The organism is Desulfosporosinus sp. BICA1-9 (assembly GCF_000802135.1).
In genome coordinates this window covers 1-26,483 of the sequence record NZ_JUEE01000096.1, presented here as the reverse complement: position 1 = coordinate 26,483, position 26,483 = coordinate 1, and the positions used below count along the sequence as shown (strand labels likewise).

General features: G+C 37.9%; 22 protein-coding genes, 2 rRNA genes and 1 pseudogene. All 25 read right to left on the bottom strand.

The annotated features are described in order from the left end of the window. Nucleotides 1-278: 278 nt before the first annotated feature. Nucleotides 279-1,136, bottom strand: a pseudogene (locus JL57_RS34325) (polysaccharide pyruvyl transferase family protein); the annotation flags it as partial. A 53-nt stretch (nt 1,137-1,189) separates the two neighbouring features. Next, nucleotides 1,190-2,236 (bottom strand): GDP-mannose 4,6-dehydratase, encoded by a 1,047-nt coding sequence (locus tag JL57_RS12875; protein ID WP_034142450.1) that lies wholly within the window; start codon nt 2,234-2,236, stop codon nt 1,190-1,192. Nucleotides 2,237-2,301: 65 nt separating this feature from the next. Continuing rightward, nucleotides 2,302-3,726, bottom strand: a complete 1,425-nt coding sequence (locus tag JL57_RS12870) for a UDP-glucose/GDP-mannose dehydrogenase family protein (protein ID WP_291300036.1) — start codon at nt 3,724-3,726, stop codon at nt 2,302-2,304. A 67-nt stretch (nt 3,727-3,793) separates the two neighbouring features. Next, nucleotides 3,794-5,071: a Coenzyme F420 hydrogenase/dehydrogenase, beta subunit C-terminal domain gene (locus JL57_RS12865; RefSeq protein WP_291300035.1), complete on the bottom strand. Its 1,278-nt coding sequence runs from the start codon at nt 5,069-5,071 to the stop codon at nt 3,794-3,796. 50 nt (nt 5,072-5,121) lie between these two features. Next, the gene (locus JL57_RS12860) at nt 5,122-6,486 is read right to left on the bottom strand and encodes an oligosaccharide flippase family protein (RefSeq protein WP_034142449.1); all 1,365 of its coding nucleotides are present in this window, start codon (nt 6,484-6,486) and stop codon (nt 5,122-5,124) included. Nucleotides 6,487-6,550: 64 nt separating this feature from the next. After that, nucleotides 6,551-7,639, bottom strand: a complete 1,089-nt coding sequence (locus JL57_RS12855) for a polysaccharide pyruvyl transferase family protein (RefSeq protein ID WP_034142448.1) — start codon at nt 7,637-7,639, stop codon at nt 6,551-6,553. A 30-nt stretch (nt 7,640-7,669) separates the two neighbouring features. Beyond that, nucleotides 7,670-8,935, bottom strand: coding sequence for an O-antigen ligase (locus JL57_RS12850; protein WP_034142447.1), 1,266 nt, complete (start codon nt 8,933-8,935; stop codon nt 7,670-7,672). Nucleotides 8,936-8,983: 48 nt separating this feature from the next. Next, complete coding sequence (locus JL57_RS12845; RefSeq protein ID WP_034142446.1) at nt 8,984-9,988, bottom strand: glycosyltransferase family 2 protein; 1,005 nt, start codon at nt 9,986-9,988, stop codon at nt 8,984-8,986. 77 nt (nt 9,989-10,065) lie between these two features. Beyond that, the gene (locus tag JL57_RS12840; RefSeq protein ID WP_034142445.1) at nt 10,066-11,334 is read right to left on the bottom strand and encodes a hypothetical protein; all 1,269 of its coding nucleotides are present in this window, start codon (nt 11,332-11,334) and stop codon (nt 10,066-10,068) included. A 68-nt stretch (nt 11,335-11,402) separates the two neighbouring features. Beyond that, the gene (locus JL57_RS12835; RefSeq protein ID WP_291300034.1) at nt 11,403-11,906 is read right to left on the bottom strand and encodes a DapH/DapD/GlmU-related protein; all 504 of its coding nucleotides are present in this window, start codon (nt 11,904-11,906) and stop codon (nt 11,403-11,405) included. Between the two features lie 59 nt (nt 11,907-11,965). After that, nucleotides 11,966-13,039, bottom strand: coding sequence for an acyltransferase (locus tag JL57_RS12830; protein WP_034142444.1), 1,074 nt, complete (start codon nt 13,037-13,039; stop codon nt 11,966-11,968). Then, complete coding sequence (locus tag JL57_RS12825; RefSeq protein ID WP_034142443.1) at nt 13,032-13,535, bottom strand: glycosyltransferase; 504 nt, start codon at nt 13,533-13,535, stop codon at nt 13,032-13,034. Before JL57_RS12825 ends, JL57_RS12830 begins: the two co-directional genes overlap by 8 nt. Further along, nucleotides 13,532-14,119, bottom strand: coding sequence for a PssD/Cps14F family polysaccharide biosynthesis glycosyltransferase (pssD, locus tag JL57_RS12820; RefSeq protein ID WP_291300033.1), 588 nt, complete (start codon nt 14,117-14,119; stop codon nt 13,532-13,534). Before pssD ends, JL57_RS12825 begins: the two co-directional genes overlap by 4 nt. Beyond that, nucleotides 14,053-15,444 (bottom strand): sugar transferase, encoded by a 1,392-nt coding sequence (locus tag JL57_RS12815; RefSeq protein WP_034142442.1) that lies wholly within the window; start codon nt 15,442-15,444, stop codon nt 14,053-14,055. Before JL57_RS12815 ends, pssD begins: the two co-directional genes overlap by 67 nt. A 373-nt stretch (nt 15,445-15,817) precedes the next feature. After that, complete coding sequence (locus JL57_RS12810) at nt 15,818-16,507, bottom strand: response regulator transcription factor (RefSeq protein WP_034142441.1); 690 nt, start codon at nt 16,505-16,507, stop codon at nt 15,818-15,820. Between the two features lie 80 nt (nt 16,508-16,587). After that, the gene (locus JL57_RS12805) at nt 16,588-18,930 is read right to left on the bottom strand and encodes a sensor histidine kinase (RefSeq protein ID WP_291300032.1); all 2,343 of its coding nucleotides are present in this window, start codon (nt 18,928-18,930) and stop codon (nt 16,588-16,590) included. Next, nucleotides 18,920-19,855: a polyprenyl synthetase family protein gene (locus JL57_RS12800; RefSeq protein WP_291300037.1), complete on the bottom strand. Its 936-nt coding sequence runs from the start codon at nt 19,853-19,855 to the stop codon at nt 18,920-18,922. The genes JL57_RS12805 and JL57_RS12800 overlap by 11 nt, the downstream gene beginning before the upstream one ends. Nucleotides 19,856-19,874: 19 nt before the next feature. Continuing rightward, the gene (locus JL57_RS12795; protein WP_034142439.1) at nt 19,875-20,075 is read right to left on the bottom strand and encodes a hypothetical protein; all 201 of its coding nucleotides are present in this window, start codon (nt 20,073-20,075) and stop codon (nt 19,875-19,877) included. A gap of 184 nt (nt 20,076-20,259) precedes the next feature. After that, entirely contained in the window at nt 20,260-20,970 is a 711-nt protein-coding gene (locus JL57_RS12790; protein ID WP_034142438.1) for a CpsD/CapB family tyrosine-protein kinase, read from the bottom strand. A 21-nt stretch (nt 20,971-20,991) separates the two neighbouring features. Then, the gene (locus JL57_RS12785; protein ID WP_034142437.1) at nt 20,992-21,684 is read right to left on the bottom strand and encodes a YveK family protein; all 693 of its coding nucleotides are present in this window, start codon (nt 21,682-21,684) and stop codon (nt 20,992-20,994) included. A 42-nt stretch (nt 21,685-21,726) separates the two neighbouring features. Continuing rightward, nucleotides 21,727-23,154, bottom strand: a complete 1,428-nt coding sequence (locus JL57_RS12780; protein ID WP_291300031.1) for a cell wall-binding repeat-containing protein — start codon at nt 23,152-23,154, stop codon at nt 21,727-21,729. Between the two features lie 170 nt (nt 23,155-23,324). Beyond that, nucleotides 23,325-24,455, bottom strand: coding sequence for a hypothetical protein (locus tag JL57_RS12775; RefSeq protein ID WP_034142436.1), 1,131 nt, complete (start codon nt 24,453-24,455; stop codon nt 23,325-23,327). Nucleotides 24,456-25,123: 668 nt separating this feature from the next. Next, complete coding sequence (locus JL57_RS34320) at nt 25,124-25,663, bottom strand: VanZ family protein (protein ID WP_291300030.1); 540 nt, start codon at nt 25,661-25,663, stop codon at nt 25,124-25,126. A gap of 154 nt (nt 25,664-25,817) precedes the next feature. Continuing rightward, a 5S ribosomal RNA gene (gene rrf / locus JL57_RS12765) occupies nt 25,818-25,933 on the bottom strand. A 237-nt stretch (nt 25,934-26,170) separates the two neighbouring features. Further along, a 23S ribosomal RNA gene (locus tag JL57_RS12760) occupies nt 26,171-26,483 on the bottom strand; the annotation flags it as partial.

The window sequence follows — 26,483 nt, the reverse complement described above, 5'->3', positions numbered from 1 at the left end:
AATCCACCTACTAAGTCTGTTTCCCTATTACCTCCATCTATTTGTTTTTCCATATAATCCTTTAGTCCCTCTTCACATGTTACCCTAATATTTTCCTTTAGGTATCTGATGGACTTTTCTGTCTCAACGCTGATGATACGATTAACTCTCTCAAAATTTATCGGCCTCTGCAAAATTTCTTCCAGCTTATCCATATCTCTGACTTCTCTATCTTCAACAGAAAATCTATGTAACAAATCTCTGAGTTTTTGCTTATTGCTTTCTCGTACGATAGTCGCAAACGGTCTATTATATTTGATGGAGTAGATGCTCCCATAGAATGTATCGGTTATTATATAGTCTGCACCTTTCACATATGCTAAAAGTTCAAACGGATCAGCTTCAAATTTTATGTCCGTCCACTTTTGATGCGTTCCCACGGAAACCAACTTTTTGTTGTACTTTTCTGCATATCGCTTAATTGCCTTTATCTCAACTTCAGAGTTGATTCGATTCTCATAAGCATAAATCAGTATATAATTGTTGAGCCCGCTCTGCGGTGTTGTCAATTTATCAAAATTAGAAATAATAACTGGGTCAACATTTATAACGGGAGGTATACCAGTTAGCTCTTTAACTACTTTAAATGAGTTGTTATCTCTCACGGAAATATTAGAGAATACCCTAAGCAGCTCTCCCACTTCAGAGTTAATACCATAGTTCTTAAGTCCCTTAAGTGTCGTATATCCACAGCTGGCCGCATAACTTATTACTTTGTAAGTATTATTGTCTTTGCCAAACAGCTCCTTTGAATACCCTACATTACGGTTTGTCTGCAAGCAGTTGAAGACTTCGTCACTACCAATCACCAAGACATCGACTTTGGTTCTGTAGTTTCTTATTTCGCTTAGACCAAGCATAGCGAAATATTTCATATCGAAGAGGCCAGCCAATGTTTTTTTCTTGAAGACTATCCGCCTTATAATATGGTAAACTTTACACGCAATTCTATAGATAACCCCTTTTTCAGTACTAAAAGGAACAATGGGTTTCTCAATCTTATAATCTACAAATACAACTTCATGCCCTAGATTTTCAATGGTCATTTTTAGCCCATACGCTTGAAGAAAAGAACCGTAATTCTTTATGCGTTGCATAGACATGATTCCAACTTTCATCAGTTCAATGCTCCTTTATACTTAGTACTCTCCTACTTCACCTTATAATACTCAACATACCAATCAGCGAACTTCTGTAACCCTTCTTCTATACTTGTACTCGGTTTGAAATCAAAATCCCTCTCCAAAGGTGAACTATCACTATAGGTGGCCTTAACATCACCCGGCTGCATTGGAAAGAACTCTTTCTTAGCGACAATCCTTCTACTGACTGTCTTACTTAGCGCTTTTTCCAGTGCAACGATATAATCCATCAGTTGCACTGGTTGATTGTTTCCAATATTGTAGACTGCATATTGTATACCGTTTAGGATACTGTCCTTATCAACTCTTTTAGCAGGTGGATTGCACAAAATTCTTGCCACAGATTCAACGATATCATCGATATAGGTAAAGTCCCTATAGCAGTCCCCATAGTTAAACACCTGAATTGGCTCGCCATTTAATATCTTCTGAGTAAAACCGAAATAGGCCATGTCCGGTCTTCCCATCGGACCGTAAACAGTGAAGAACCGCAATCCTGTGCAAGGTATGCCGTATAATTGGCTATAGGTATGCGCCATCAACTCATTTGATTTTTTAGTAGCCGCGTAAAGCGAAACGGGATTGTCGACCTGATCATCGGTTGAGAACGGTACTTTCGTATTCGCTCCATAAACGGAACTGGAGGATGCGTAGACTAAATGATCGACCGAGTTATGACGACAGGCCTCTAAAATATTATAAAATCCGATGATGTTGCTCTGAATATAGGAATCAGGATTTTCTATACTGTAGCGAACTCCTGCTTGAGCTGCCAGATTCATGATAATGTTTGGCTTGTAGTCTTCAAAGACGTTCGTGACAGTGTCTTTGTCAGAGATGTCCCCTTTGATAAAGGTATAGCGGTCATATCCTTCCAACTGTTTCAATCTGCTATACTTTAAATTCACATCATAATAGTCGTTCATATTATCAATTCCAACGACTCTGCATCCATGCTCCAACAGCTTCTTAGACAGGAAAAATCCGATGAATCCAGCACCACCGGTGATTAAATAGGCATTACTGGGGTCTAATTGTTTATAACCTTCAATCATGTTAGTTCGTCTCCTTTTATTAAGATGGAATGCCCTCCACTCATCCTATTCTATCGGGTGACAGATTACTTCCTACCTATAGAGTAATATTCCACGCCGCTTTCCCTCATATCTTCCACACCAAAAATATTCCTTCCATCATATACAAGTGGGGTGCGCATCAGTTTCTTAAAATCTTCCGGCTTCACAGTTTTAATTTCTCCCCATTCTGTAAAGATAAAGCAGACGTTAGCGCCTTGGAGCGCTTCTTCAACGCTTTCTACGTATTTTAATCTACCCTTGCCATGCTCCCCCTCCTCCTCTGTACTGGTCTCAGGAAATCCCTTCTTAAAGTTATTAATCCCAACAGGATCATACGCATAAATATCTGCTCCCTGTTCTAACAACAAAGGCACATTTTCTAAAGATGGAGCCTCTCTTAAATCATCTGTTCCCGGCTTGAATGTCAATCCCAGCACAGCCACTTTCAAGCCATTAAAAGTAATGAGTCTCTGACAGGCCTTCTTATATAAGAGTATTTTCTGGTCTTTATTCACATCAATAGCAGCCTTAACCGTTCTAAGCTCATAGCCATTTTGCTTAGCCAAATAATCCAGGGCTTTCGTATCCTTAGGGAAGCAGCTGCCACCGTAGCCAATACCGGCATTTAAGAACTTATTACCTATTCTGCTATCGAATCCCATCCCCTTGGCCACGTTCTGTATATCCGCGCCCACTAATTCACAAAGGTTAGCGATGTCGTTCATATAGGATATTTTTAACGCGAGGAAGTCGTTGGAAGCGTATTTAATCATCTCGGCGGACCTTCTTGACACGGATACGATAGGCAAGCCAAAGGGTTCATAGACCTTCATCAAGGTTTCCTCGGCTGTTTTGCTGTCTGTGCCGATGATAATTCTTGCCGCCTCCAAAGTATCGCGCACCGCTGTACCTTGGGCTAAGAACTCTGGGTTACTTGCTACTTCGACCTTTATCTTCTTATTCTTCTCAACATTATCATTCTCACCGTCTCTTGGCAGAAAGTCCTGAATAAATTGTTCCACCTTGTCATTGGTGCCTACAGGGACTGTGGATTTTACCACAACGAGGCAGTCCTTTTCAACTGTTTCAGCGATCTGTCTTGCGACTGTTGCTATGTATGACAGGTTGGCAGAACCGTCCGGTTGTTCCGGTGTTCCAACTCCGATAAAGATGGCGTCAGCGTTCTTATAGGCTGATTTATAGTCGGTAGTGTAAGTTAATCTGTCTTTATTAAGATACATTAATTCCTCTAAATCTTGTTCGTAAATTGGGGAAAAGCCTTCTTGCATCCTTATTACTTTCTTTACATCAATATCAACACAAGTTACCTGATGTCCTCTATGGGCCATGCATACGCCTGAGACTAAGCCAACATATCCTGTCCCTGCTACTGCTATGTTAAGTGGGTGGGGTATAGCCTTGGGGGCTTGGGTTTGTGGAGATAGTGTTTTAAATGCTATCTTGTCCATAGTTGTTCTCCTTTTATATCGATGATTTTTCCAATTTGAGAGTATATTTATCTATATTCAAGATCCATTAACAACTTTTTACATAATTTTTAATTACTTTTTTTAGGTTAGGTGGAATACGATTTTTAATTTTCTTTAAATAAATTTGCATTCCCATTTTTTTATAAAAGAATTTATCTACACCTACATACCCTTGTTTACTATAAATATCCATTACTTTTTCCCTTATCTGTGGTTTTGTACATGGGTGATATAAATTCCCATTCTTATAACCAATTTTTTCAAACTTAGATTCAACCAGATGTAGTCGACTCCTGTTTTTATTAATCCATTTTATTCCATCTGTAGTATTTACAACAATACAAGAAATACCTTTTTCCACTGAATACGGCCCTTTAGTGTCTGATAAAATTTCCGAATGTTCATGCTGTATTCCCCAATAATCACCGATCGTTATATCTGCGGGTCTGTTTCTACAGGCATACTTACATTCATAACAACTTTCTCTATGAATTAAACCTTTGAGAAATAAGTTATAGTAGGAGGATTCGTCAACATAAACCGTTTTTGTTTTTACTCCCCCCCATTTCATCTGAACAGTAACCTTACCAATCATCGATTCCCAACCTTTTGTTTTATCTCTAAATTTAAAATCAACGATTTTTCCACCCATTTTTTTTTCAAGCAATGACAAATATGCTTTAAAAAAATCCGCATTAGGAACACCATGACAAATTATGTCAACGGTAAGTAAATTTTCATATTTTTTATATAAAAATGTTTTAAGACCAGCAATCTGACAAGGTGTGCCTGAAAATAAAACCCGACGTCCTTCTAATAAATACTTCTTTGCCTCTTTATAAGTATCTCTAATGTAACTTTGAACGTACTTAGAGCCTTGCAATTTAACCATATCCTTAAGTTCGTGTATTGCTACATGCTTAGGTACAAGTTTCATTTCACCATCTGTTGTATTATTACATTCTTTCTCCAGCGTTGCTCCAAATACCACGCCTCCATTTTCTAAAAAATCTGTTGCAATTGCCGAAAATGCACCACCAGACGAAGAAATACTCAACTGAATTTCATTTTTATTACACGCTGCATAGCAACCTTTTGGTTCATTTTCTTCGACTATAGTTTGAAAGGCACATACTTTTTTGCAAATTCCGCAATAAATACAAAGTTTTTCATCAATTGATGGATAGATGAATCCGTAATCATCACTCTTCATAGAAATTGCTTGTTTTGTACACACACTTACACAAGCTTCACACCCACAACACATTTGTTTTTGACTAAAAAGTATAATTTTTTTAGATTTTATATCTTTATTATTTTTCAACTAATCATTCTCTCCCTTCATTTATCAGTAATGAGAATTTGTTGGGCAAATTAAAGTGTACTTAGCACACCGATCAACAACAAGAACAAACGTATCAAGTATGATGTACAAACAATAATTGAAAGTGAAACTAATATGTTCTTTAAATATTTCCACCACAAGAACTTCATTGTGTTAAATAGTGCACAAAAAAAACATGTTTGTATACAAAAAACGCAAGCAGACATCAATGCTAAACCTATGTAGATGCTGTCAAAAACATAATAACCCGCTATGAAGCTAAGCGCACAGACTATTAATTGAATAATTGTCGAAATCATTGGGTACTTTTGTTTATTTAATACAATTGCAAGTCCCCGTGATGACAACAGCATAAAAGTGGAAAATGCATTAAAAACAACAATTCTTATCATATCACCGGCAATGACATACTCGGGACCCAGTACCATAGGTATTAGCACATCAGAGAGGGAATATAGTAATATTATGGGAAATATCGCCATATTCATTGCTCTTTTTAAGTTTCTATATGTAAAATTACTAATTGCAATAACATCATCTTTCATCGACGCTATTGACTGATAATAAACCCGGCCAATTGCTGTTGCCAGCAAATTAACTGGAATATTTAGGATTTTTACCGAAATCGAATAATACCCTACCATTTCAGCTCCAAATAATGCCCGGATAAACAAAATAGGGAGTTGGTTTTTAACCTGTGTAATAATATTCGTAGGCATTTGATAAATTACAAACTCACGTTTTAATTTTACTATTCTATAAAATTCCTTTATGTTAAACAGAAATATTTCATTAGGCGAATATCGTTTTAAATGAATTAGCGTTACAATTTGCCCAAGTATCATACCGATATAATATCCGTATGTAATTTGCCCCATCATGCCCATACCAATAGCAATTACACCTGCAAATACATTGTTAATAATGGGGTTTTTCATTAATATATTGTACTGACCTTTTTTATTAAGCCATGTATAGCATATTTGTGTCTGCTGAAAAGTAAAAGCAATAATTATAATCATAAGTGAAATTATATAATGTTCGGTATAAGAGGAGGGGTTTGTATAGTTATTGTAAATAAAAATAACTACACCAGAAAGAATACTCAATATCACTCCAATTGTAGAAACCACTTTATAGATTAATAATGTATCTTCTTCACTTTCTTCAATCATGATAGCATTTGTTAACCCTAAGTCTGAAAATGAATTTATAATAATTGATATTGAATACATCGTTGCCCAGATTCCAAGGATCTTTACACCATATATTCGAGTAAAAATTGGTAATGTAATAAAGGAAACTATTTGACCGACCATTGTTCCACTGCTAATCTTTGCGACATTTCTCACATTTATTGACAATTTAAGCTTATTTAATATTTTATTAAGCATCTACTTTAATCCTCACTACTTGTTCCAAAACTACTCAAACTATTTTTCTAAGACAAAGCGAATACTATTCTATATTAGAAATAATCTTATTCAAAAATGTGAAGGCATACTTTTTTTCTTGTTTGATCCGTGAACGTACTATTTCATAATCTATGGTTTTGTTCAAATCTAACTCCAAATTATTTTCAAGTAAACGATTATTTAACCCAAATTTATCGAGTAATGTTTCCAGTCGTGCATTACCCATATGTGTTTCTTTATGCAAACCAATAAAGAACTCTTTTTCCATGATAATGGAAAAAGCAGTACCGTGAAATGAATTTGTAAGAACATAGTTTGCCTTACTAAAGTATCCTAAAAATTCGCCTATACCAGCAGTTGAAACAATCTTTGTGTGAAGAGGTCTTTCTGCTCTAACTGACAAATATATGATTTTTAAACCAGTTTTTTTGGCAAGTTGTTTTGCAAACGAAAATAAATCGGGAGACTTTGCTAAAGTATAAACCAAAATATAATTATTTTCCTTCGGAGTGACAGCGTGCTCCATCCATTCAATTTTATCTATCAAAAACGTTGGATCTATTAACAATTCTGCAGTTCGCTTTGTTTCAAATTCAACCGCCTCTTGCAAATCTTTTTCACGAACAGAGATATGGTTAAAATCCATAAGCTGCCGCCTTAAGCACTCCTTCACCGAAGGTGTAATCTCACCCAAACTTGCAGCATAAGAGTTTTTCTTTTTGGCATCCTTTATAAAGGATAAATAAAAATTTAGATCATTCCCTGTTTTTTTTAAATCCCATATCTGGTCACTACCAGCAATAAAACTATCATAAATTTGATTTGAATCTGCAATGTTTTGGGGCGTATATAATTTTTCTGATAATGTAGTATTTCGCATTAAAAATTCTTCAATTTTCTTCTTACGAATAGAACGTGTAGGATACATCAATATATATTCTATTATTTTTTTAAAACCACCTGAAAGCCTTCCTCGAAATGTATTATTGCATTTATAATTATCATATAAGTAATCGACCACTTCACAATCACAACCTGTACTTTTTACTGCTCGATATAAGGCGAAACATTGTAAGGCAGCACCATAATTTACCGCCTTGTGGAAAGTAAGAATTCCAATTTTCTTGCTCATGATAATACCTCTTTTCAGTTGCCTAAAATACTATTGATGTAATTTCTCCTTATAAGTATGGATCAAGAAAATTATCATAGATAATATAACTACCTGTATCATAATTTGATTTGGGTAATATATCCAGTTTCCTGTAATACCATATATGCTAATCAGAAGTTGCATATATATTATGAAATATAGCATTCTTTGATGAATAACCGATAAATCTGTTAATCGTTTGAATAACTTAAATGCACTCATAAAAACAGAACTCAATAAACTTAAGTAGATAGTACCTCCGATTACTCCTGTTTCAGCAAATATTTGATAATATACATTATGGGCTTGATATATCCAAATATCTCCATTTCCAAATCGAATCCCCGAATCATTTGCAATTGTATTATAGCTCCCCATTCCACTTCCATATATTGGTCTATCCTTAAACATATTAATGGCAACCTCCCATAATCGTTCCCTTCCATTCATCGTCAAATAATCGTCACTATCCTGAAAACGCAAAAACAGATTATACAACGCATCTATATTTTTGGATAACAAATATAAAGTAATCCCTAAAACTATCGCAGCACCAATAATATAAATTTTCCGTTTACCCTGTTTTGAAATCATAATAAAAAATATTGGAATAATCACTGAAATAACAAACAAAGTTCTTTTCCCTGTCAGGATTAAGGCTATATAAAAAATAAACATCAATGGAAGCATTTTCTTGTTTGAGGCTGATTTTGTAAAATAATTGCCCCAGGTTAGCGCTAAAGCTACATTTATGATAACGGCCGCTTCGCCACGTTCTCCGATAAAACCCGAATATGATCCTGTCTGCAGTTCGATTATTGTTTGTTCATACGTTCTAGATAATAAAAACATAAAATAATTCGGTATCATATCTTGTATAAATACGGATATGATAATTGAAATAGCGGTAACTATTGCTATTATTTCAAATGTCTTCATAATTCGTAAATATATTTTTTCATCAAATGGTCTTGCCAATATAAGACAGCAACTAAGATAAATACTTAAAAATTTTATTGTTGCAACCATATCCTGTGTATATGTGATTCCTAACCCCATCCAAATTGTAAGTATCATAAAAATAATAAAACATCTGTTTATATATATAAATGTGTTTCCTAATTTAAAAAGCATCAAAAGAGCAGCAGCCCAAATTAAATATATTCTATATGATAGTATTAGTGTTCCACCACTCATGCAAACAGCAATAATTAATATCATAATCATAATATCTATTCTATTGGTTTTATTATTTAATTGTTCTTTTGCGATCATATTTATAGCTACCTCATGCTTTGAAATATTTTGTTATAATGCAATTGCTCATTTGTTGTTATTTTTATAAACAACAATGATCGTATAATAAAAAACCCATAAATTTAAGCAATATAGAGCTGATGAAATTCGAAGTAATCTATTCGGTGCTCCCATAGCTAATTTTTTCATATGTTTTATTACTGGATAAGTTGTTGCGAATTTTTTAAATAGATCCCTTCGTTTCCCTTTAGCAAAGGTTTTAGCTGTCGTCCATACTGTACGAGGTAACATATAACCACTAAAATTGTGAACGTAATCACAATTTTCATCTAACATATATTGTTTCACTCTAATCATAGCTTCAACCAAATCCGTTTTGTTCCAACTAACAGTATTCACCGCTGATAAAGGATTATTATAGTAACCATACATCTTATCTTTTATGATAATTCCATTACTACAATGAGTCAGATATTTCCAAGCAAACTCTAAATCTTCACCGTATTTTGTTCCTGCTGTAAAACTAATATTGTACTTATCGATTATATCCATTTTGTATATAAATCCGCCAAAATGGATATTTTCTTTCTCATACATAAAAGTTTTCATTATATCGGCTATATTAATAATTGAAGTTGTTTTGTTATCGACTTCTTTTTTGTTTAAAACACTTTCTATATCTCTATCAAAATAGGCAAAAGATACATCAATATTATTATTTTCCACTGATTTAACTATTAACTCTAAAAATCCTCTATGATAAACATCATCACCATCTAAGAAACATATATACTTACCATTAGCATTTTTTAATCCATTGTTTCTAGCTACACTTACCCCAGAATTACTTTGTTCAATATATCTAATATTCAAAGATGACTGATTCAGATAATTATCTACAACTTCATGAATTTTGTCAGAAGAGCCATCATTAATAATTATCACTTCAAAGTCTTTGTAAGATTGATTCTCTAGTGATTTTAGTGTCCATGGTAATGTTTTGGCCGCATTATAACAAGGTATAATTACACTAACATAAGATTTGTGCAAAGCATTTGATGTAGGGCCCAAAATTGCATTCCTCCGCTTTGATGTGTAGTAATAGAATTACACTGTAATTCTGTTTTAACCTATTTTCAGGCTAGTTTTTACAATTGATTAATTATGGGAATTATATACAATCCTCTCTTACCCTCATGTACCGAATCAATACATACGCTATCACCAGCATGATTCCATCTTGGATGTAAGTCGCAACGCACATCGTTATCATAACGAAATGGAGCAAAAACCCTGGTAATTTTCATTGCTTCATTACTCTCTTCTTTGCAGATAAATACCGATGCAAGACGCTTTCTGTTAGGGTATGTATCAGTCACTATCAAACTGCTATTAGGAGAATAGCTGCAATGTCCGTCTGTATTCAGTTCCTGCCAAAATAGTTTATATTCCTTTGTCTTATCTCTCATTAAATAATAGTGGTCACCCGTCTCAAACTTACGCATAAATGAGAGAATCTCGTTACTATTCTTCCAATAGCAATGGGAAGTAAAATTATCATCATTCAGATTGTACATATCAGATCCATCGCATTTGGCAGTAATCAACCGGGTAAACTTTTTGCCTCTTTTGAACCAGCGATGCAGGATCATAAATCTTTCACCATCTGGGCTAATCATAAGATGATTTACTTTATGCTCTGCCCCTTTCATTTCTTCTCTAGGTATGAAGTTTGCAAAGTCGGTATATTTCAGAATTTCAATGACTTCACTAGTTTGTAAATCCATTTTCCAGATGCAGGTCTTGTCAGGACATAATTCCTTTTCTGTCACATCTGGCTGGTTGGTATAGCCATATCCTTTTCTTAGCCTGTGTAATCTTGAAAAGTCAAGGCTCAAAGCAAATGTTCCTTCTGAAGAAACACTATATACCGGTAAGGGTAAAACCTTTTCTTCTGACTTCGTTTTAACATTAAAAATGACGGAACAGTACTTTTTATCTCTGAAATCATTATAGATAATTCTTTCGGAGAAGTCCGGCCCCAACCACTGTGCCATACAGCCCTGCTGCACATTCCAAGCATGTGTCGCAGCGATTTTGTATGGCTTATTACCGTTCTTTGTATCAAGAAGAATAATCTCTGCATCGTCTTTCGGAGCCACTGACGTATATGCCTGTCGCACTTTTAAACAAATCATGTATCTATCGGTAATGTCCCACGGGGATTTATCGTAATAACCAAAGAAATATTCATATTTATCATCCGGTGATACTCGAATCACTTTGCCTTCTGATTTAAATTTCTCATTTGATAATGCATACATGCCGAGCTGATAAACTCTCTTGCATGAACGCTTAACAAATGGAAACTGTTCTAATAATCTTTTCCCTGTATTTTCTAATACTACAAAATTCATAATTCACCCCTTCGCTTATCTCAAACTGTACTTTATATTTAAATCCAAACTCTATTAAGATAATGGGTTTAATTTTCTTGAGACCAAATCTTTCGTTTTGAAGCTACATCCTCATATTTACCAATAACCTTTGCGGGATTCCCACCAACGACACATCCCTCTGGAACATCCTTTGTTACAACACTGCCAACCGCTACAATTGCATTTGGGCCAATTTTCACCCCGTACATAATAACGGACTTGGCTCCGATGAAAACGTTGGTAAGCAACTCAATCTCTCCACTATATCGCTTATACCTCACCGAAGAATTCTGAAGTTTGCATTCATCATTAAATAAATCATGTAATACATCGTGTGTGCAAAAATACACATCAGTTGCTACTTTTACATTATCATGAATAGTAATTAAATGCGGATCAGCTGGTATAATGCGAGAATACCAAAAGTTATTGTCACCAAATGCCTTGAAGATCCCTTTTTCCTTTAAATAATTCGCCTTTTTCCTGCCAGAGTTTGATAGACTAAGTCTTATGATGATTCTTATTTTTTCTTTCCAACTCATTCTTTTCATGACACTCAACCTCACCAATTTACCTGAATAAACTCATCAATCATATCATAATGTCAATCTCACTTATTTTGATACTTATCGCTGCCAAGATACCGATTAGGATAAAAGCAAAAATCTATAACCCATATTTTCTGACATATCTTATATAACATTAATGGAAGAATGGTTCCGGCTATCGTACATATACATAACTGGCTCCACCCCCCTGCAATTAAAATTCCAAGTCTATCCATAATTATCCTGGTGGCTGCTATTACAACTCCATGTATTAGATAAATTGGAAATGAATTCTTTCCAATGTGTTCAAGTATTTTATTTTGAACGATTCGATAACTCAGCTGTAGGAAAAAAGTTATACATAAGAATGCTTTTATCACACCAATAATTGAAAGCGAATTTATCTGTACAAAATTAAAGCTAATAATCACCAGGGCTACCATCGCTATTCCGTTTAAAATGAACATGGTATTATTTTTTTTATTAACTTCAAGCCATTTTATAAAGGAAGCTCCTGCATGGGCACCTAAGTAAAAATAAAAGAACCATTTTAATACATCATATAGAAACGTATCAGTAAAATTAATCTGACTTAAAATCTCTAACTTACTTATATAAGGCAATATCAACATGGCGATAAAACTGACCGCTAAAATTACTTTTTTATTATAATTCCGGCTGTCCAACAGAATAGCAATTATGGTAATCACCATCAAAGCGTAGATAAACCACATGAAACTGATGGGATACACTGGAATTAAAATCAAGTCAGAAATATCTAGTTTCGTATTTACATAGCCTGATGTAAATGCTTTCAAAATCCAGTAACCAATTGAAAATATAATGTATGGTATACCGTAACTTAACACCTTTTTACCTATCTTGTTCCCTAGGGTAACGTCCCGTTGATCAGTTACCCGATATAGATAACCACTAATAACAAAGAACAAAGGCATCTGAAAACTCGCAATAAAACTATGTACAAAATTAAATCCTGTGGCCTCTAACAGAAGCCCTGAATTATGATAAGACGCAACCACATGCCCCATCACTACAGCTATAATTGCTTCTCCCTTTGCAACATCTAACCAATACTCACGCTTACTTTCAGCTCTCCCTGCCTCTTTATCAGTCACACCAATTCTCCTGAATAAACTCCTGAATCATATTGACAATCGCCATCGGGTCTTTATTTTTCCAAGGAACAACATCAGCCGTACCCTCATAATAAGCTTGCACTGCTGCCCCTAAATCCTCCATGTCATGCTCAAACACCGCAAGCACATATTTGTTTGCTGCAAATGCTTCATTATTTTGTATTTGATGGTCATTGATATGCTCACCGTATTTTTCAAGCCTAGTAACAGCAATGACTTTCTTTCCTGCATTTAAGGCTTTCATAATGGAGCCGGATGCTCCGTGACTTATGACGATATCCGCTGCATTCACTTTTTCCTGAAATTCCTCTTGAGAAAGAAAATCCCTGTATTCAAAATGTTTTGGCTGATAGGTAGAAGTACCAATCTGAGCAAATATTTCTTCCTTTATGATTCCCACTTCACACAACTCGTCCAACTTCACGAATAGGCGATTGAAAGGGTAGTTCCGGGAACCAACGCATACAAAAATCAATACAGACACCCCCCGTAAATTGCACTCTTATAGAATTTCTTCTGGGTCTCCCACTGGACAATAAATAAATCTGTATGCTTTTCCATTTTGAGACCGGCCACGGTTGGCATGTCTGCCCTGCCAAAGGTTTCTATGAAAACAAATTTTTTGTGAAATAACACGGTTAATAAATAGAAAGGATAAGCAACCATGGTTCCAGTTGTTATAATGAAATCAGGCTTCTCTCTTATCCATATCATCAATGTTTTCGTAGCATTATAGAGCATCTTGAAAGGCATCAGCTTATCTTTCAAATCCGTCTGTAACATAAAATATTTTGCTTTGGCTTCAAACTGCGTTTTCTCGGTTACAAAGAAACCATCGTATTTATCAATGAGAGGCTGTAGCTTTTGGAGCTGCTCCCAATGACCGCCCGATGAGGATACAAGACAGACCTTTGGTTTTCTTGTGTCGCTATTATTTATATTTAAAGAATGTTTTGATTTGTTTTTTTCTTTAATGCTCTTCATGTTACTTATTAACTCGCTCCTCTCCCCACCAACACTACCGGCACCGTCTTTGCCAATATCGCTAAATCCATCCATAACGACCATCGTTCCACATACTCTGCATCCATTTCCATCCACTCATCAAAATCTACTTGATTCCGCCCACTAATCTGCCAAATACATGTAATCCCCGGCCTAACTGCCAACCTCTTTCGATGCTTCGGATCATACATATTAACCTCACTCGGCAATGGAGGGCGTGGTCCGACCAAACTCATTTCGCCCAAGAATATGTTCCATAACTGTGGCAACTCGTCCAAACTCGTCTTCCTTAAAAACCTTCCGACCGGAGTAACCCGAGGATCGTTTGTAATCTTAAACACCGGTCCACTCATCTCATTAAGATGAGCTAACTTGGACTTAAGTTTTTCCGCATCCACAACCATCGATCTGAATTTATACATCTTGAAGATCCGACCATTTAAGCCCACACGTTCTTGAGGAAAAAAAACCGGCCCCTCAGATGAAACTTTAATAGCGATCGCAATTGCCAACAGAATCGGACTTATAACTACAAGACTAATACCCGTAAGAACAACATCCATGCCCCTCTTGGCTAATTCCTGCACAGGTAGTCTTGGACGACCATCATAGGTAACCATCGGAAGTCCACCAAAATCAATCGGTCTACTCCGAGCAACTTTAGCTACTGTCTCATCAAGTAGAACCGTTAATGTTTTCCCCATGAGATCCAGTAATTCAAGACAATTCTTCACCCGTTCATCTGACAATGGTGCTGTGATAACCGTAAGATCTACTATTTTCATACCTATTACGGTTTGGAGATTTGAATAATCACCTAAGTAAGGTATCTCCAGACCATTGCGTTCAGGGGCTAAATAACCGACCACTTTGTAACCCAACTGAGGATTTTCATTGACTTTATCTAAATAGGAGTGAGCAGCTTGTCCGCTACCAAGGATTAGCACATAACGTGTATCTCTTCCTATCGTACGCCAAGCTTGCAGCATCAGTCGAACCATTAAATGTACACCTAACGTGAGACACAGCGCTGTAGCCTCAAAGTAAAATACAAATCGGTTATGTATCAACGAGGGCTCGTATAATGTAACGGACGCAATGGTTATGGCAAAGGTAACTACATGCGCTTTAATGAGCTGCTTGGTTTCCAAACCTGCGGACATAAATCGCCTAGACTGGTAAACTCGATTAATGTTAGAGCTAATCATCCAGCATAAGCTGTAAACCAAAAATATAAGAAAGTATTGTTCCCAAGCACTCCCAGGCATAGCATGTTTATATTGATAAAGCCCCACAGTAAAGAAAAACCCTAAACCAAGGACAATTAAATCTACTAACTGGGAAATATCATCTAATATGGCCCCGTATTCTCTTAACATTTTCTCTCACCCCCTTGGAGATGAAGTATTCTTCTCGTGGAATCCGCTAAGAGTACCATATGATTACATTCCGATATATGATCCAATAGCGGTGTTTTCCCTGAACCCCCTGACGGTATCAACTTCATATCCGGCACCCCTCTCTTCCTCTATTTAAGGCCTAATGTCACCTTGGTGATGTAAAAGGTGTGAACCACTTCCCCTATTTTGACTTATTATAAGACGCCTCCAATATTTGTACATCCGTGTAAGCTACAGGATAAATAAATAAATTCCACGGTATTTCCTACAGGTTAATTCAAAATTGATAGCAGAATGCAAAAGAGCCACACATCATGTGTGACTCTTTTGCATTCAATTTTAGATCACTCTCTTAACTAATCTTAGCGCTTTCCATTTTGTCTTTTGTATAAATCAATACAGCTTCTAAACGGGATTTAACGCCTAACTTTGACAGTATGTTGCTAACATGGAAGTCCACAGTGCGGTTTTTAATGCCCAACGTGGCAGCGATTTCTCTATTGCGCAAGCCCTGGGCAATCAAGTCTATTATTTCTATTTCCTTTGGAGTAAGTGATGTACCATGGATTTTTTCGGCCTCTATAATATTGGTACTAATCTCTTCGCCAACAATCACAGATCTAAGATATTGGGCCATATTTTGGGAAAAATAGTACTTACCACTAGAGGCCTGTATTATTGCCGTAGTCATTTCCGTTTTTGAACAGTCTTTAAGAAGAAAGCCATGGGCACCTTTATTTAAGGAGTCATTAACATACTCTTCTGGGTTTTGTCCAGTAAGCATAATAATACTGACATTTGAAGCTAGCTCTTTAATTTTCTCTATTAAATCAGTGCCACAGAAATCCGGAAGATTAATATCAAGTAATACCACGTCCGGATATTCCGTCTTCACTATTTTTAAACAATCACGTCCATTCTTAGCAGTTCCCACTACAGAAATATAAGGCTCAGAAGATAGCAATGCTACAGTACCTTCCGCAAAGAGTGTATGGTCATCCACTACTACCACTCTTATAGTCTTCTCCGAGCCAGAGACCATAATAATTCCTCCTCTACTAGCATCCCCATGTCTACCTGATAATTACACTAACTTCGCCTAACCATTACTCATTATAATCTTTAAATAGGAATAGAAGCCTTAAGCGTTACCCCATGATCAATATTTGAAGTAATATAAAACTCCCCACCTAAGCTTTCTATTCTTTCTTTCATTCCAATTATTCCGAAATGATTGCCCACTAGAGACCAATCGGCGATCTTCTGGGGGTCAAACCCTTTACCGGAATCATTAATGATCATTTCAAGTCTCTCATCTTCCAGGGTAATGGTGACATTTGCTTTGGTCGAACCTGAGTGCTTCACAACGTTATTAATTCCTTCTTGCAAAAAGCGAAATGCTACCACTTCAATATCCTCTTTAAACCGATGTTCTCTACCCATTCCTATTACTTCTAGAAATATTACTAAAAGCTCTTTTTGCATGATTTGCTGAAACAGAACCTCGACTGCAGGAATAAGACCCAAATCCCTCAAAGAGGATGGACGTAAATTACTACATATTGAACGAAGTTCGTAATTCAAATCCTCTATCATATCCTGCATAACTGAGACAGTATAAAAACTATTATTCTCAGTCGAAAAATTCGCAATTAATTCCTTCATCCTCCGGTTTAGATCCAAGCCTATCTGTAATGATCCGTCATGTATTTCCCGCGCTAAAACTTTCTTTTCTTCCTCGAGGTTACTAAACAATAATCGATTGATTACTTCCAGTCCCTGGCTTCTTCGTTGTGATTCCCGAGACTTTTTGTCCATTACGTTTATTTCCCTAGACAATTGCTTTATGAAACGGATCGCTTTGAGGCGTTGACCTATTTGATAACACACCGAAGTTAGCAGCAGTATCTCATTTGATTGAAATCTGATATGGGAACGACGATGGCCTAGGAACATTCCACATGTAAAATCGTCAGAAACAAAGGGTATATACATCTCCACAGGAAAATCGCTAGAAAAAGTTTTAATGGAATGACTTGTGCTTTTAGCTGTTCGGTAATAATCCTCCATGATTGCTTGTTCTGTTGTATTTCCAAGGTATCGTCCTACAGCACTTTTTGTGTACCAACCTTTCATATCCTCTGCTATAACAAAGGCGCCTTCAAGCCCAAGTTGCTTTACTAACTCTTCTACTATTAAAGCTTCATTCACAGAAGACGGATTTCCATTTAGTTCAACGTTTTTATTTTCAATTCTAGAATTCCCATCCGTACCAAGGATCATATCAATTGCATAATGTAATAAAGCTTTAAAAAGATTAAAGATGAATAGTGCCATTATGATTAAAGACAACACTAATAGATAAGTCTCACTTTTTAACTTTTTAATAACACCTATTAGCAGTAAAAACCAAGTAAAAAACCAGCTTGTTAGAATACCAGAAACTAAAGAACTAATAATAAAGTGAAAGAACTTACGACCATCCGGCAAGCTCTCATTTACGACAACATAACTAAGGGTAATCGGAACAATCGCAATAAAGAGAGTACTAATCTTAGGATTAACGAGAAAGTCAATATCAAGGAGGATTGGAATCGCTGTAAGTATAATAAAAGGCAACAACCCCATTGCTAATCCTGCAAACACAATAGTTGCCTGGTTCTTCTCGGGTTTATCAGTGGGTAATTTAACAAGTCTAACTAAATTCCATAAAACTGTAACGGTACCGATCAGCCCATTGGCTAGCGCCAGTTTTCTTATTTCTACAACCGCAAAAACAGCTCCTAACCCTTTTAAAATTAGAATCGTAACTACAAGTGCAGAAATTAGGCATAAGACCCAAATTATAAGTCGATTTAATCTATTAAGTGTGTTATTCAAAACAGAAACAAAATTCACCAATAGGACTGGTACGATCGAGAAACCGATTACCTCAAGTTCCCTCGCCAATATCAATCCACGACTTGAGGCAGGGGCTAAAATTATGACTAATCCGACGAGCCAATTTAACCAGAATATAGCACGAGCTTGTACTAGGAAAGGTCGCTTAAATACTGTAACAAGACCTACCAGCCAAAAGATAAATCCTAGAGCCGCCATCGGGAGTTCACTTAGCAATGTATATGTTAAAGGCGGTTTAGCTATTTGGACAACTCTAATCGGCTCTCCAGAACTTTTTACGGTAATCGTTGAGGCTCCTTCTATCTCACCCCACTTTTCAGTAGAAGGATACTTTCCTGGGTCGTCGTTATCAATTTTTAAAACCATATCCCCTACACGAATCCCCAATCGATAACCCTCGCCATGGGGATCACTAAAAGTAACGTTCCATTCTCCTTCCCTACTTTCAATGCCAAGACCTACATATGGGTGCCCGACTAGAACAGTAAAATACACAAGGCAAACTATAATAAAGGCGGCATTAGCAATTCGAAATGCTAGCCGCCTATACATTTTATCCAACAAGCTGAATCAACTTCTTTTTACTTTTTTCCGAAATCGGGATACCGTCTAAAATCTCCATCGCACGTTGTTTATACATCTCGTGAATCACCGAACAATAATGAATAGTCCCCTCATTTACAACCAATTCTCTTAACTGTCCTCTTTCTTTTGGACCGAATTGATCTAAACCTATGATCGCCAAAGAACTAAGGCGTTTAAACTCTTCAGCTTTTATCTCATTAAGAACATATAAAAGATAAACGAACGGTAAAGTTTTCCTTCGCTTAACGAAATCACTTTTTGTTTCCAAATTTAAAAAATCATGGAAATCATTTTTGATTTGACTTATTAAACCTAATGTCAACCCGAATTGTTCAAACTGGTCGACAAGTGTTTGTTCAGCGCCTCCTAAGATCGCCCCAATTTTACAGGCACTAGCAGTTAAGCCGCCTGACTTTTTCTTAATAATCTCGAAATATTCTTCAAGCGAAATTTTCTCTTTACTGTCATTCAAAAACTCCTGAAATTGGCCATCACACGCTTGTAACCCCATTTGGTTAAGAACCTTGCTTACATCCTCGAAGTGACGGCGATTAGATAAAGTCGAAAGGGCTTTGTAGCTAAGAACTAGTATACAAGTAGCTAAATTAATCGCTTGCGCAGGAGGAACTTTACGCCAGGGAAGTTCGTTGTTATCTTGGTCTTGAATATCGTCCAAAATATCCGCTACCAAGGCGTAGAGTTCCATAGCAACTGCTCCTTGTAGGCCTTCTTCTAAGAACCCCCCAGTGCAATCGCAAGTCATAAGCGTTAATTGGGCCCATCCATACCTTCCCTTGATTCTAAAATTGGAATCAAGCCAACTATTAATTATGCTTACTACACCCTTGCTAAGCCCTGATTCAGTTAAAAGCAGTTTTATTTCCTTCGCAATAATTTGGTCCATATTCATGATCACCTGGCCCCTAGAACCAAAAACGAGTCGGTAACATTCTAGCTGCTAAGGAATTACCCGACAATTCTTCATTCGAGAACACCTTTGTTATTGCATCCAATTCGCAGTTAGTAATTTCACGGCTAGATTTTAACTGTGGTATTATTACTGAGCTACGGTTTGGATTTTTGGCTAATTCGTGAACTAATTCAGCAATGTTGTCAAAGTTCATTTTTATTCCCCCTTTCCTTTAGATTTGACATTTATTCATAAATTCCTCCTATTTGGGAAAATATTATGCGAATCTGTGTATTTATGACGTTCTACTCCGCTGATTATCTTTAGATTAGCAATCTTAAAGTATTTACGAAACAATGTCGCCAAAAAGATATGTGTGGGATTGCGGCTGATTTGCTTTAGCGGGCTTTATGACGGTTATGTTTCTTCTCAGTATCGTCAGAAGCGTTATAGTAGTAGTAATGGTAGTATTCGTTGGTATTCAGGTCCACTTTATTCAGAACAGCCCCGAGGATCTTGACCCCCAATTTATCCAGCTGTTCCTTGGCTTTTTGCGCATAACCTTTGTTCACTTCCCCTGAGGCTAAGACTAAGATGACTCCATCAACTTCCTGGGCAAGAATCGCGGCATCTGTAACTGCAATAATGGGAGGAGTGTCGATGAGGACCATGTCAAATTGCTCACTGACTTCCTCGATCAGGCGTTTCATCCGTTTGGATCCGACAAGCTCTGCAGGATTTGGCGGAACGGGACCTGCCGGGAGAACCATGACACCGGGCACAGTCGTTTCCCTGATATATTTATGATAGTCTTGATCCTGAACCAGGGAAACCGATAACCCTTCTCCATTATCCAACCCAAATAGTTTATGCTGAGTGGGATTACGCAAATCAGCATCGATAATCAGAACGGATTTTCCCGATTGAGCCATACTAACCCCAAGATTAGCGACTGTGTGAGATTTCCCTTCACGAGGACCAGAGCTCGTGACCATTATTTTTTGAGACTCTGAATCCACTCTCGTAAACTGGACATTTGTTCTGAGCGCCCGATAGGCCTCTGAGATCGGGGATTTTGTTTGCTCTAAGGTAATTAATGAATATGCCAATCAAATCTCCCCCTCTTGCCCTTATTTTCCCATTTCATAGTCTGGGATGATGCCCAGTACTGGAATCCCCAAAAGCTTCTCGACATCACTCGAAGTCTTTACAGTGTTATCCAGATATTCCAGTAAGAAGACCAGTCCAACAGAAGCCATAAGGCCCACAACAAAGGCAATCAGTACGTTCAGGGTTTTACTTGGCTTAATGGGCTTATCCGGGATCACTGCAGTATCCACAATGCTTACACTGTCCACTTTTTTGATGTCAATAACAGCTTTAGAAAACTCTTGCGCCATTGTATTGGCAATCGAGGCTGCCAGCTCAGAGTTTGTATTGGTCACTTGGATTTCCAAAATTTCCGTGGTCTTTACTGGATTTATTGAGATCATACTGTCGAGCCCTTCGACTGTCAGTGGCAAGTTTAAATCCGTGATCACATTTTGTTCGACGGTACGACTCTGCGCGATCATTGCATAAGTTTTAGCAAGTTGTTGGTTAGCTTGAAGTACACTATTATCGAGCATTTGTACTGCCGCTTGGCCAGACTCCGAAGCTTTCTTTCCAACGATCAGCGTTGTTGAAGCTTGATAAACTGGTTTAATCACAAAAAAACTAATAACTCCACTGGTGAGTGCCGCTATGAGCGGCAAGGCCACCACGATCATCCAACGTTTTCGCAGCACGTCCCAATACTGCCGTAATTCAATTTTCTCTTCCATGTCGACCTCCCAAAATAGTCCCGCAAAACATGTTCGATCTGCCTAGAGCTTTATCGTCATCAAAAGATTTCCAGCGACGTTGCCATCTTTTTTGAGCTCCCCTTGAATTGTAACACTCTTGCCGTAAAACGCTCTAAATGTTCTTAAGCTAATCCCATTTCCACCGTGTGTTCCTGCAATTAAGTCATCAAGGTTCACTAGGGTAGCTTGTCCTCCTGAAAGAGGAATGGTTTTATCGATCCCATCCAATTGCAAGTCGCAATACTGGTCAACGGTGATACTAAAGCCAGTCACTTGAGTCGTATCCGGAGCACCACTCATGTCAACGGTTGAGCCATTACTCATTTCATCTGAGTTGTATGAAGGAACCGTATGCATTTGAATCTTAAGAACCTTAATAGTCGGCTGTGTAGATCCTGGCAGAGGAGCTGGCTGAGTTGACATCACATACTCTAAGATACTCTGGGGCACGACAGCTTGTCCACCCAGTGCTATAACTTCAGTGGGTACATTCAGTAACGTATAGTCGCAGGATGTCGTAGGTAACGTCTGATCGGTCAAGAGAATTGCTGAGGAGCTCTGAGCCGCCAATGGCACTCCAGCCAAGGCATCTACTAAGGTTTCTCCATTAGCCACGTAGATTTTTTCATTCTGAAGAACATCCTTAAACCCTTTCAGGACCTCAATATTTGTATCATATTTGGTCAATCCAGCATAACGATGAGTTGTTCCCGGAAGTTGGGCTTGCACAGTATTACCTACAACAGCCATGCCACCAATGACATAAGAATCTGTAATGCCGGAAAGACTATCCAAAAACGATTTAACCGAGGGGGGCAAGGCGTCACAGGTGGTCTCCATTATGGGTATGCCCTGAGTTGCGGCGATAGCAGCAATCGATAAGGCATCCGCAGAAGACGTCCACCCAGCGGCTACAATGACTTGAGAAACTTGCACTCCCTGGTTGATCATTTCTTTAGCAATATTTACCGATGTTTCGTATTGATCATACCCACCCAGCTCAACAGGGGTGATTCCCATTTCCTTAAGTTCTACTAAGACCGACGGCTTAATCACAGCCGTTCCGCTAATGATAAAGGCCTTTGAAGGTTTTAGACGTTGAAGTTCTTGTTTCGCCCAAGCATTAAGCTGGTTTCCCCCATCCGTAAGAATCAATGGAGCCTCAAGCTTAGCAGATAATGGCCCTGCCGCCAAGGCATCCACTAAATTAGGCGCCATGCCCGCTGCAAGGACAACCACATCCGAAGTTCCTGCCCAACCTTGCCCGGCAATTTTTGCTGCGGTTTCATATTGGTCTATCCCTCCTAAGCGAGTGACTGCTGTTGCACTGAAACTGGATATTGAGGGAGTCACCGTCGCGGCGGAGCACATTTGTACTAAAAACCCTAAAACGATTGCTAAGCTGATAGCCATGCTTGTGTAGAATAGCCGTGGCCATTTTTTACGCATGTCGTATCCCCCTTAAACATTTGCTCAAATTTCAATAAGTTTGAGTGAAATCTCTGTCTTGAAAAGATTAACTTAAAAACAGAGAGCTGGAATCCCCAACTCTCTGTATAATCCATATGTCTTCTCCCGCAACTTCAGCGAGTGTAATACAAGCGTTGAGCAAATCCCAATTAATTTACAACTACTGTGATCTTAATTAACTCGTTCGTTTCTACTTGTGAATCATTCATTCTATAAGCAGTTATCACTGTTGTACCTTTTGTAGTACCGGCTTTAATTGAAGAGCCATCCTCGGCAACAGTCGCAATCGCTGAATTATCGGTCTTCCAAGCAAGCAGGCCTGCAAGATTAAATGCACCAGTATCTATCCCTTTGACAGAAAGAACAAGTTTAAGTTTATTATTACCTTTTTTTAATTCCAAAGGCGTCAAGGGATCGCAGATAGTACCGTTGATTTTACATTGGATTCGAGAGCGAATAACAGACATTGCCACTGCTTTTTCAGCCGCATTCGATGGGTCAATGACCGCCCCTACCTGACGTTGCGTATCAACAAGTAAATCTATATTCCAGCCAATATCTGCGAGCTTTTGATCAAAGACGTGGTACTTACTATTTTCAGGATCTGCAACATTGTGCAAGGCTATTTTCAGCCATTCAACTAATTTATCCTTGATTTCTGTGTTAGAACTGCCTACAAGGCCTAATATAACGGATGGATTTTTCTTAATTTCTTTTTTGATCTCTTTTTGGAGTTCATCTTGCGTAGCCATCATGAAACCATAGAATAATTCTATTTTAAAGTCATCTCCGAAAAGCGTTCTGAATGTTTTCCCATTCTCGGTTTTAAACTTTACGAGTGCTCTTTCTATAGTAGCGTTGTCATCAGTATAGTGAATCGCTTGAAAATCCAGGAGGGACTTGATGATTGCCACTTTTGCATCAGCTCTCGTAACACCTTTTGCATGAAATTTTGCAACTATTTGATCCGTCAAAAGTCCATCGGCGGCACTGATTAAAGTCCCATCTTGTACTGCAGTCAACAAGTTTGTTCTGGCTTCATTTAGGGAAGCTTTTTCACTCGGATTAAGATAACCACGGTACGATATAATTTCAGTCACGATTTGGTCAAGAGTTGTCGTATGTGAAGAACCACCTTGGTCAGCGATTTGTATCGCAATTTGTGTAGCAGTTCCCGCACCTGTCGGGACTGTCCCCTCAGCGAAAGCATTAAATGGAATCATAGTAAGCGCCATACCAGCAATTGCTAATGAAGCTAACGCTTTTTTCATTTTTTTCATGTAATGAATTCTCCTCTCTATATTTAGGTTTTCTCTGCTCTAGACAATGGACTATCTTATTCAGATTTATTGGCGTCTCGTAGTCGTCCTTCACCCCCTTAAATTGTCTTAACACTAAATACGCTAGTCCCAAATATTCATCCTATTCGACGTTAAGACCCTTGCTGCGTCTTTTCCCCTCTGCAATAACAGATATTAATTTAGCACCTTAAATTCAAAAGGCATTCTTTCGATTGAATATCCTCTTACCATTATTTACTTAAACTGCACAGTTCCTGACTTATTATAAGATTATTCCAGTATTTGTACATCCGTATAAACTACAGGTTAAAATAAATAAATTTCCAGGTAGTTCCTACAGGTTGAATTATATTTCTATGGAAAACCGAGATGTTAAATACAAATTCAAGTTGGAAAGAGCATGTTTTTTGTCGAAACATGTATAACATAGAAGTAAGGCCATGGAGGTATAACCTAATTAGGTTATACCTCCATGGCCTTTTATTTTTTATCATCGTCTAGGCCCTCTCAGAACCAGATTTGAAGTACAGCCGGGATTTGGATAGCTTTAACATATTCTTTACACAAAGTTCATAGAAGGGTAACAAATATGGTTTATAATAATTAGAGTAGGATAACAACTCGCTAGTTTAGCGGTTTACATAAATCTACTTTTCATTTTTACCTTCCTTCACTCCCCCTCCTAGCGAGGGGACTTTTTTATGTCTAATATCTGCCTCTCCATTGAACCTACATCCGAGTACTAATCGGTAAATTAGATACCCTAATACCCCACCAATCGTATTAAGTAGTACATCATCGATATCAAAGCCTCCGACATTAAATATAAATTGGCAGATTTCAGCTGTAATACTGGTGAGCAAGGTGATTCGTGTTATAACGGTCAATCGGTCCGTTCGTTTAAAAGCCAGAGGTAGTAAAAATCCCAGCGGCATAAAAGCCACTATATTGCCTAACAGATTAATAAGTATGATACTTGCTCCAAAACTTTCATAATTCTCAATATACAGGGCTATTGTTTTCAAAGGAGCTAAATTATAGCGTCTAAGACCGCCATGAGAACGATATTTTCCAAGAAATAGCTCCCAAATAAGAACTATTGAGTAACCCAAAAATAATAGCTGATAAACTCTGTTCCATAACCTCGTATACTGTCGCTGGGGCTTATCGCGGGTTTGCTTTGTCATATATATAGACTCCTTTAAGTGGAAATGATCACCAATTCCCGCCTTGTTGATCTTCCCAGGGCGGTCAAACCTGGAACCCCGGCTTCCATTCGATGTTTGATACTTGAGACAACACAAAAAGACTACCTCGTGAGAGATAGTCTTTTGCTTGTTTACCTGGCGATGACCTACTTTCCCAGGGGCTATGCCCCAAGTATCATCGGCCCTGGAGGTCTTAACTTCCGTGTTCGATATGGGAACGGGTGGAACCCCTCCGGCATGATCACCAGATGCGAATCGAAGTCCGATGCACGAGGCACGACGTCCGAATTCGAGTGTTTTCTAAAGAAAACAAGATTAAAAGTATTAACCTTTAAATGCTGTTCTCTCAAAACTGCACAGAGCTGATATCTAGTAATTGTCGTTAGAATTTGAACCACTCACCTAGTCATTCGCAATCCCGAAGTTCTCCGTCTTCAGCCTTCCGTCCTTTCGGACCTCGTGCCTCGGACTTCGAGCTTCGATCATTAGGTCAAGCCCTCGACCTATTAGTACCAGTCAGCTCCACACGTCACCGCGCTTCCACACCTGGCCTATCAACCTGATCATCTTTCAGGGGTCTTACCAGCTTACGCTGTGGGAAATCTCATCTTGAGGTCGGTTTCGCGCTTAGATGCTTTCAGCGCTTATCCGCTCCGAATATAGCTACCCAGCTGTGCCTCTGGCGAGACAACTGGTACACCAGGGATTCGTCCATCCCGGTCCTCTCGTACTAGGGACAGATCCTCTCAAATTTCCTGCGCCTGCGACGGATAGGGACCGAACTGTCTCACGACGTTCT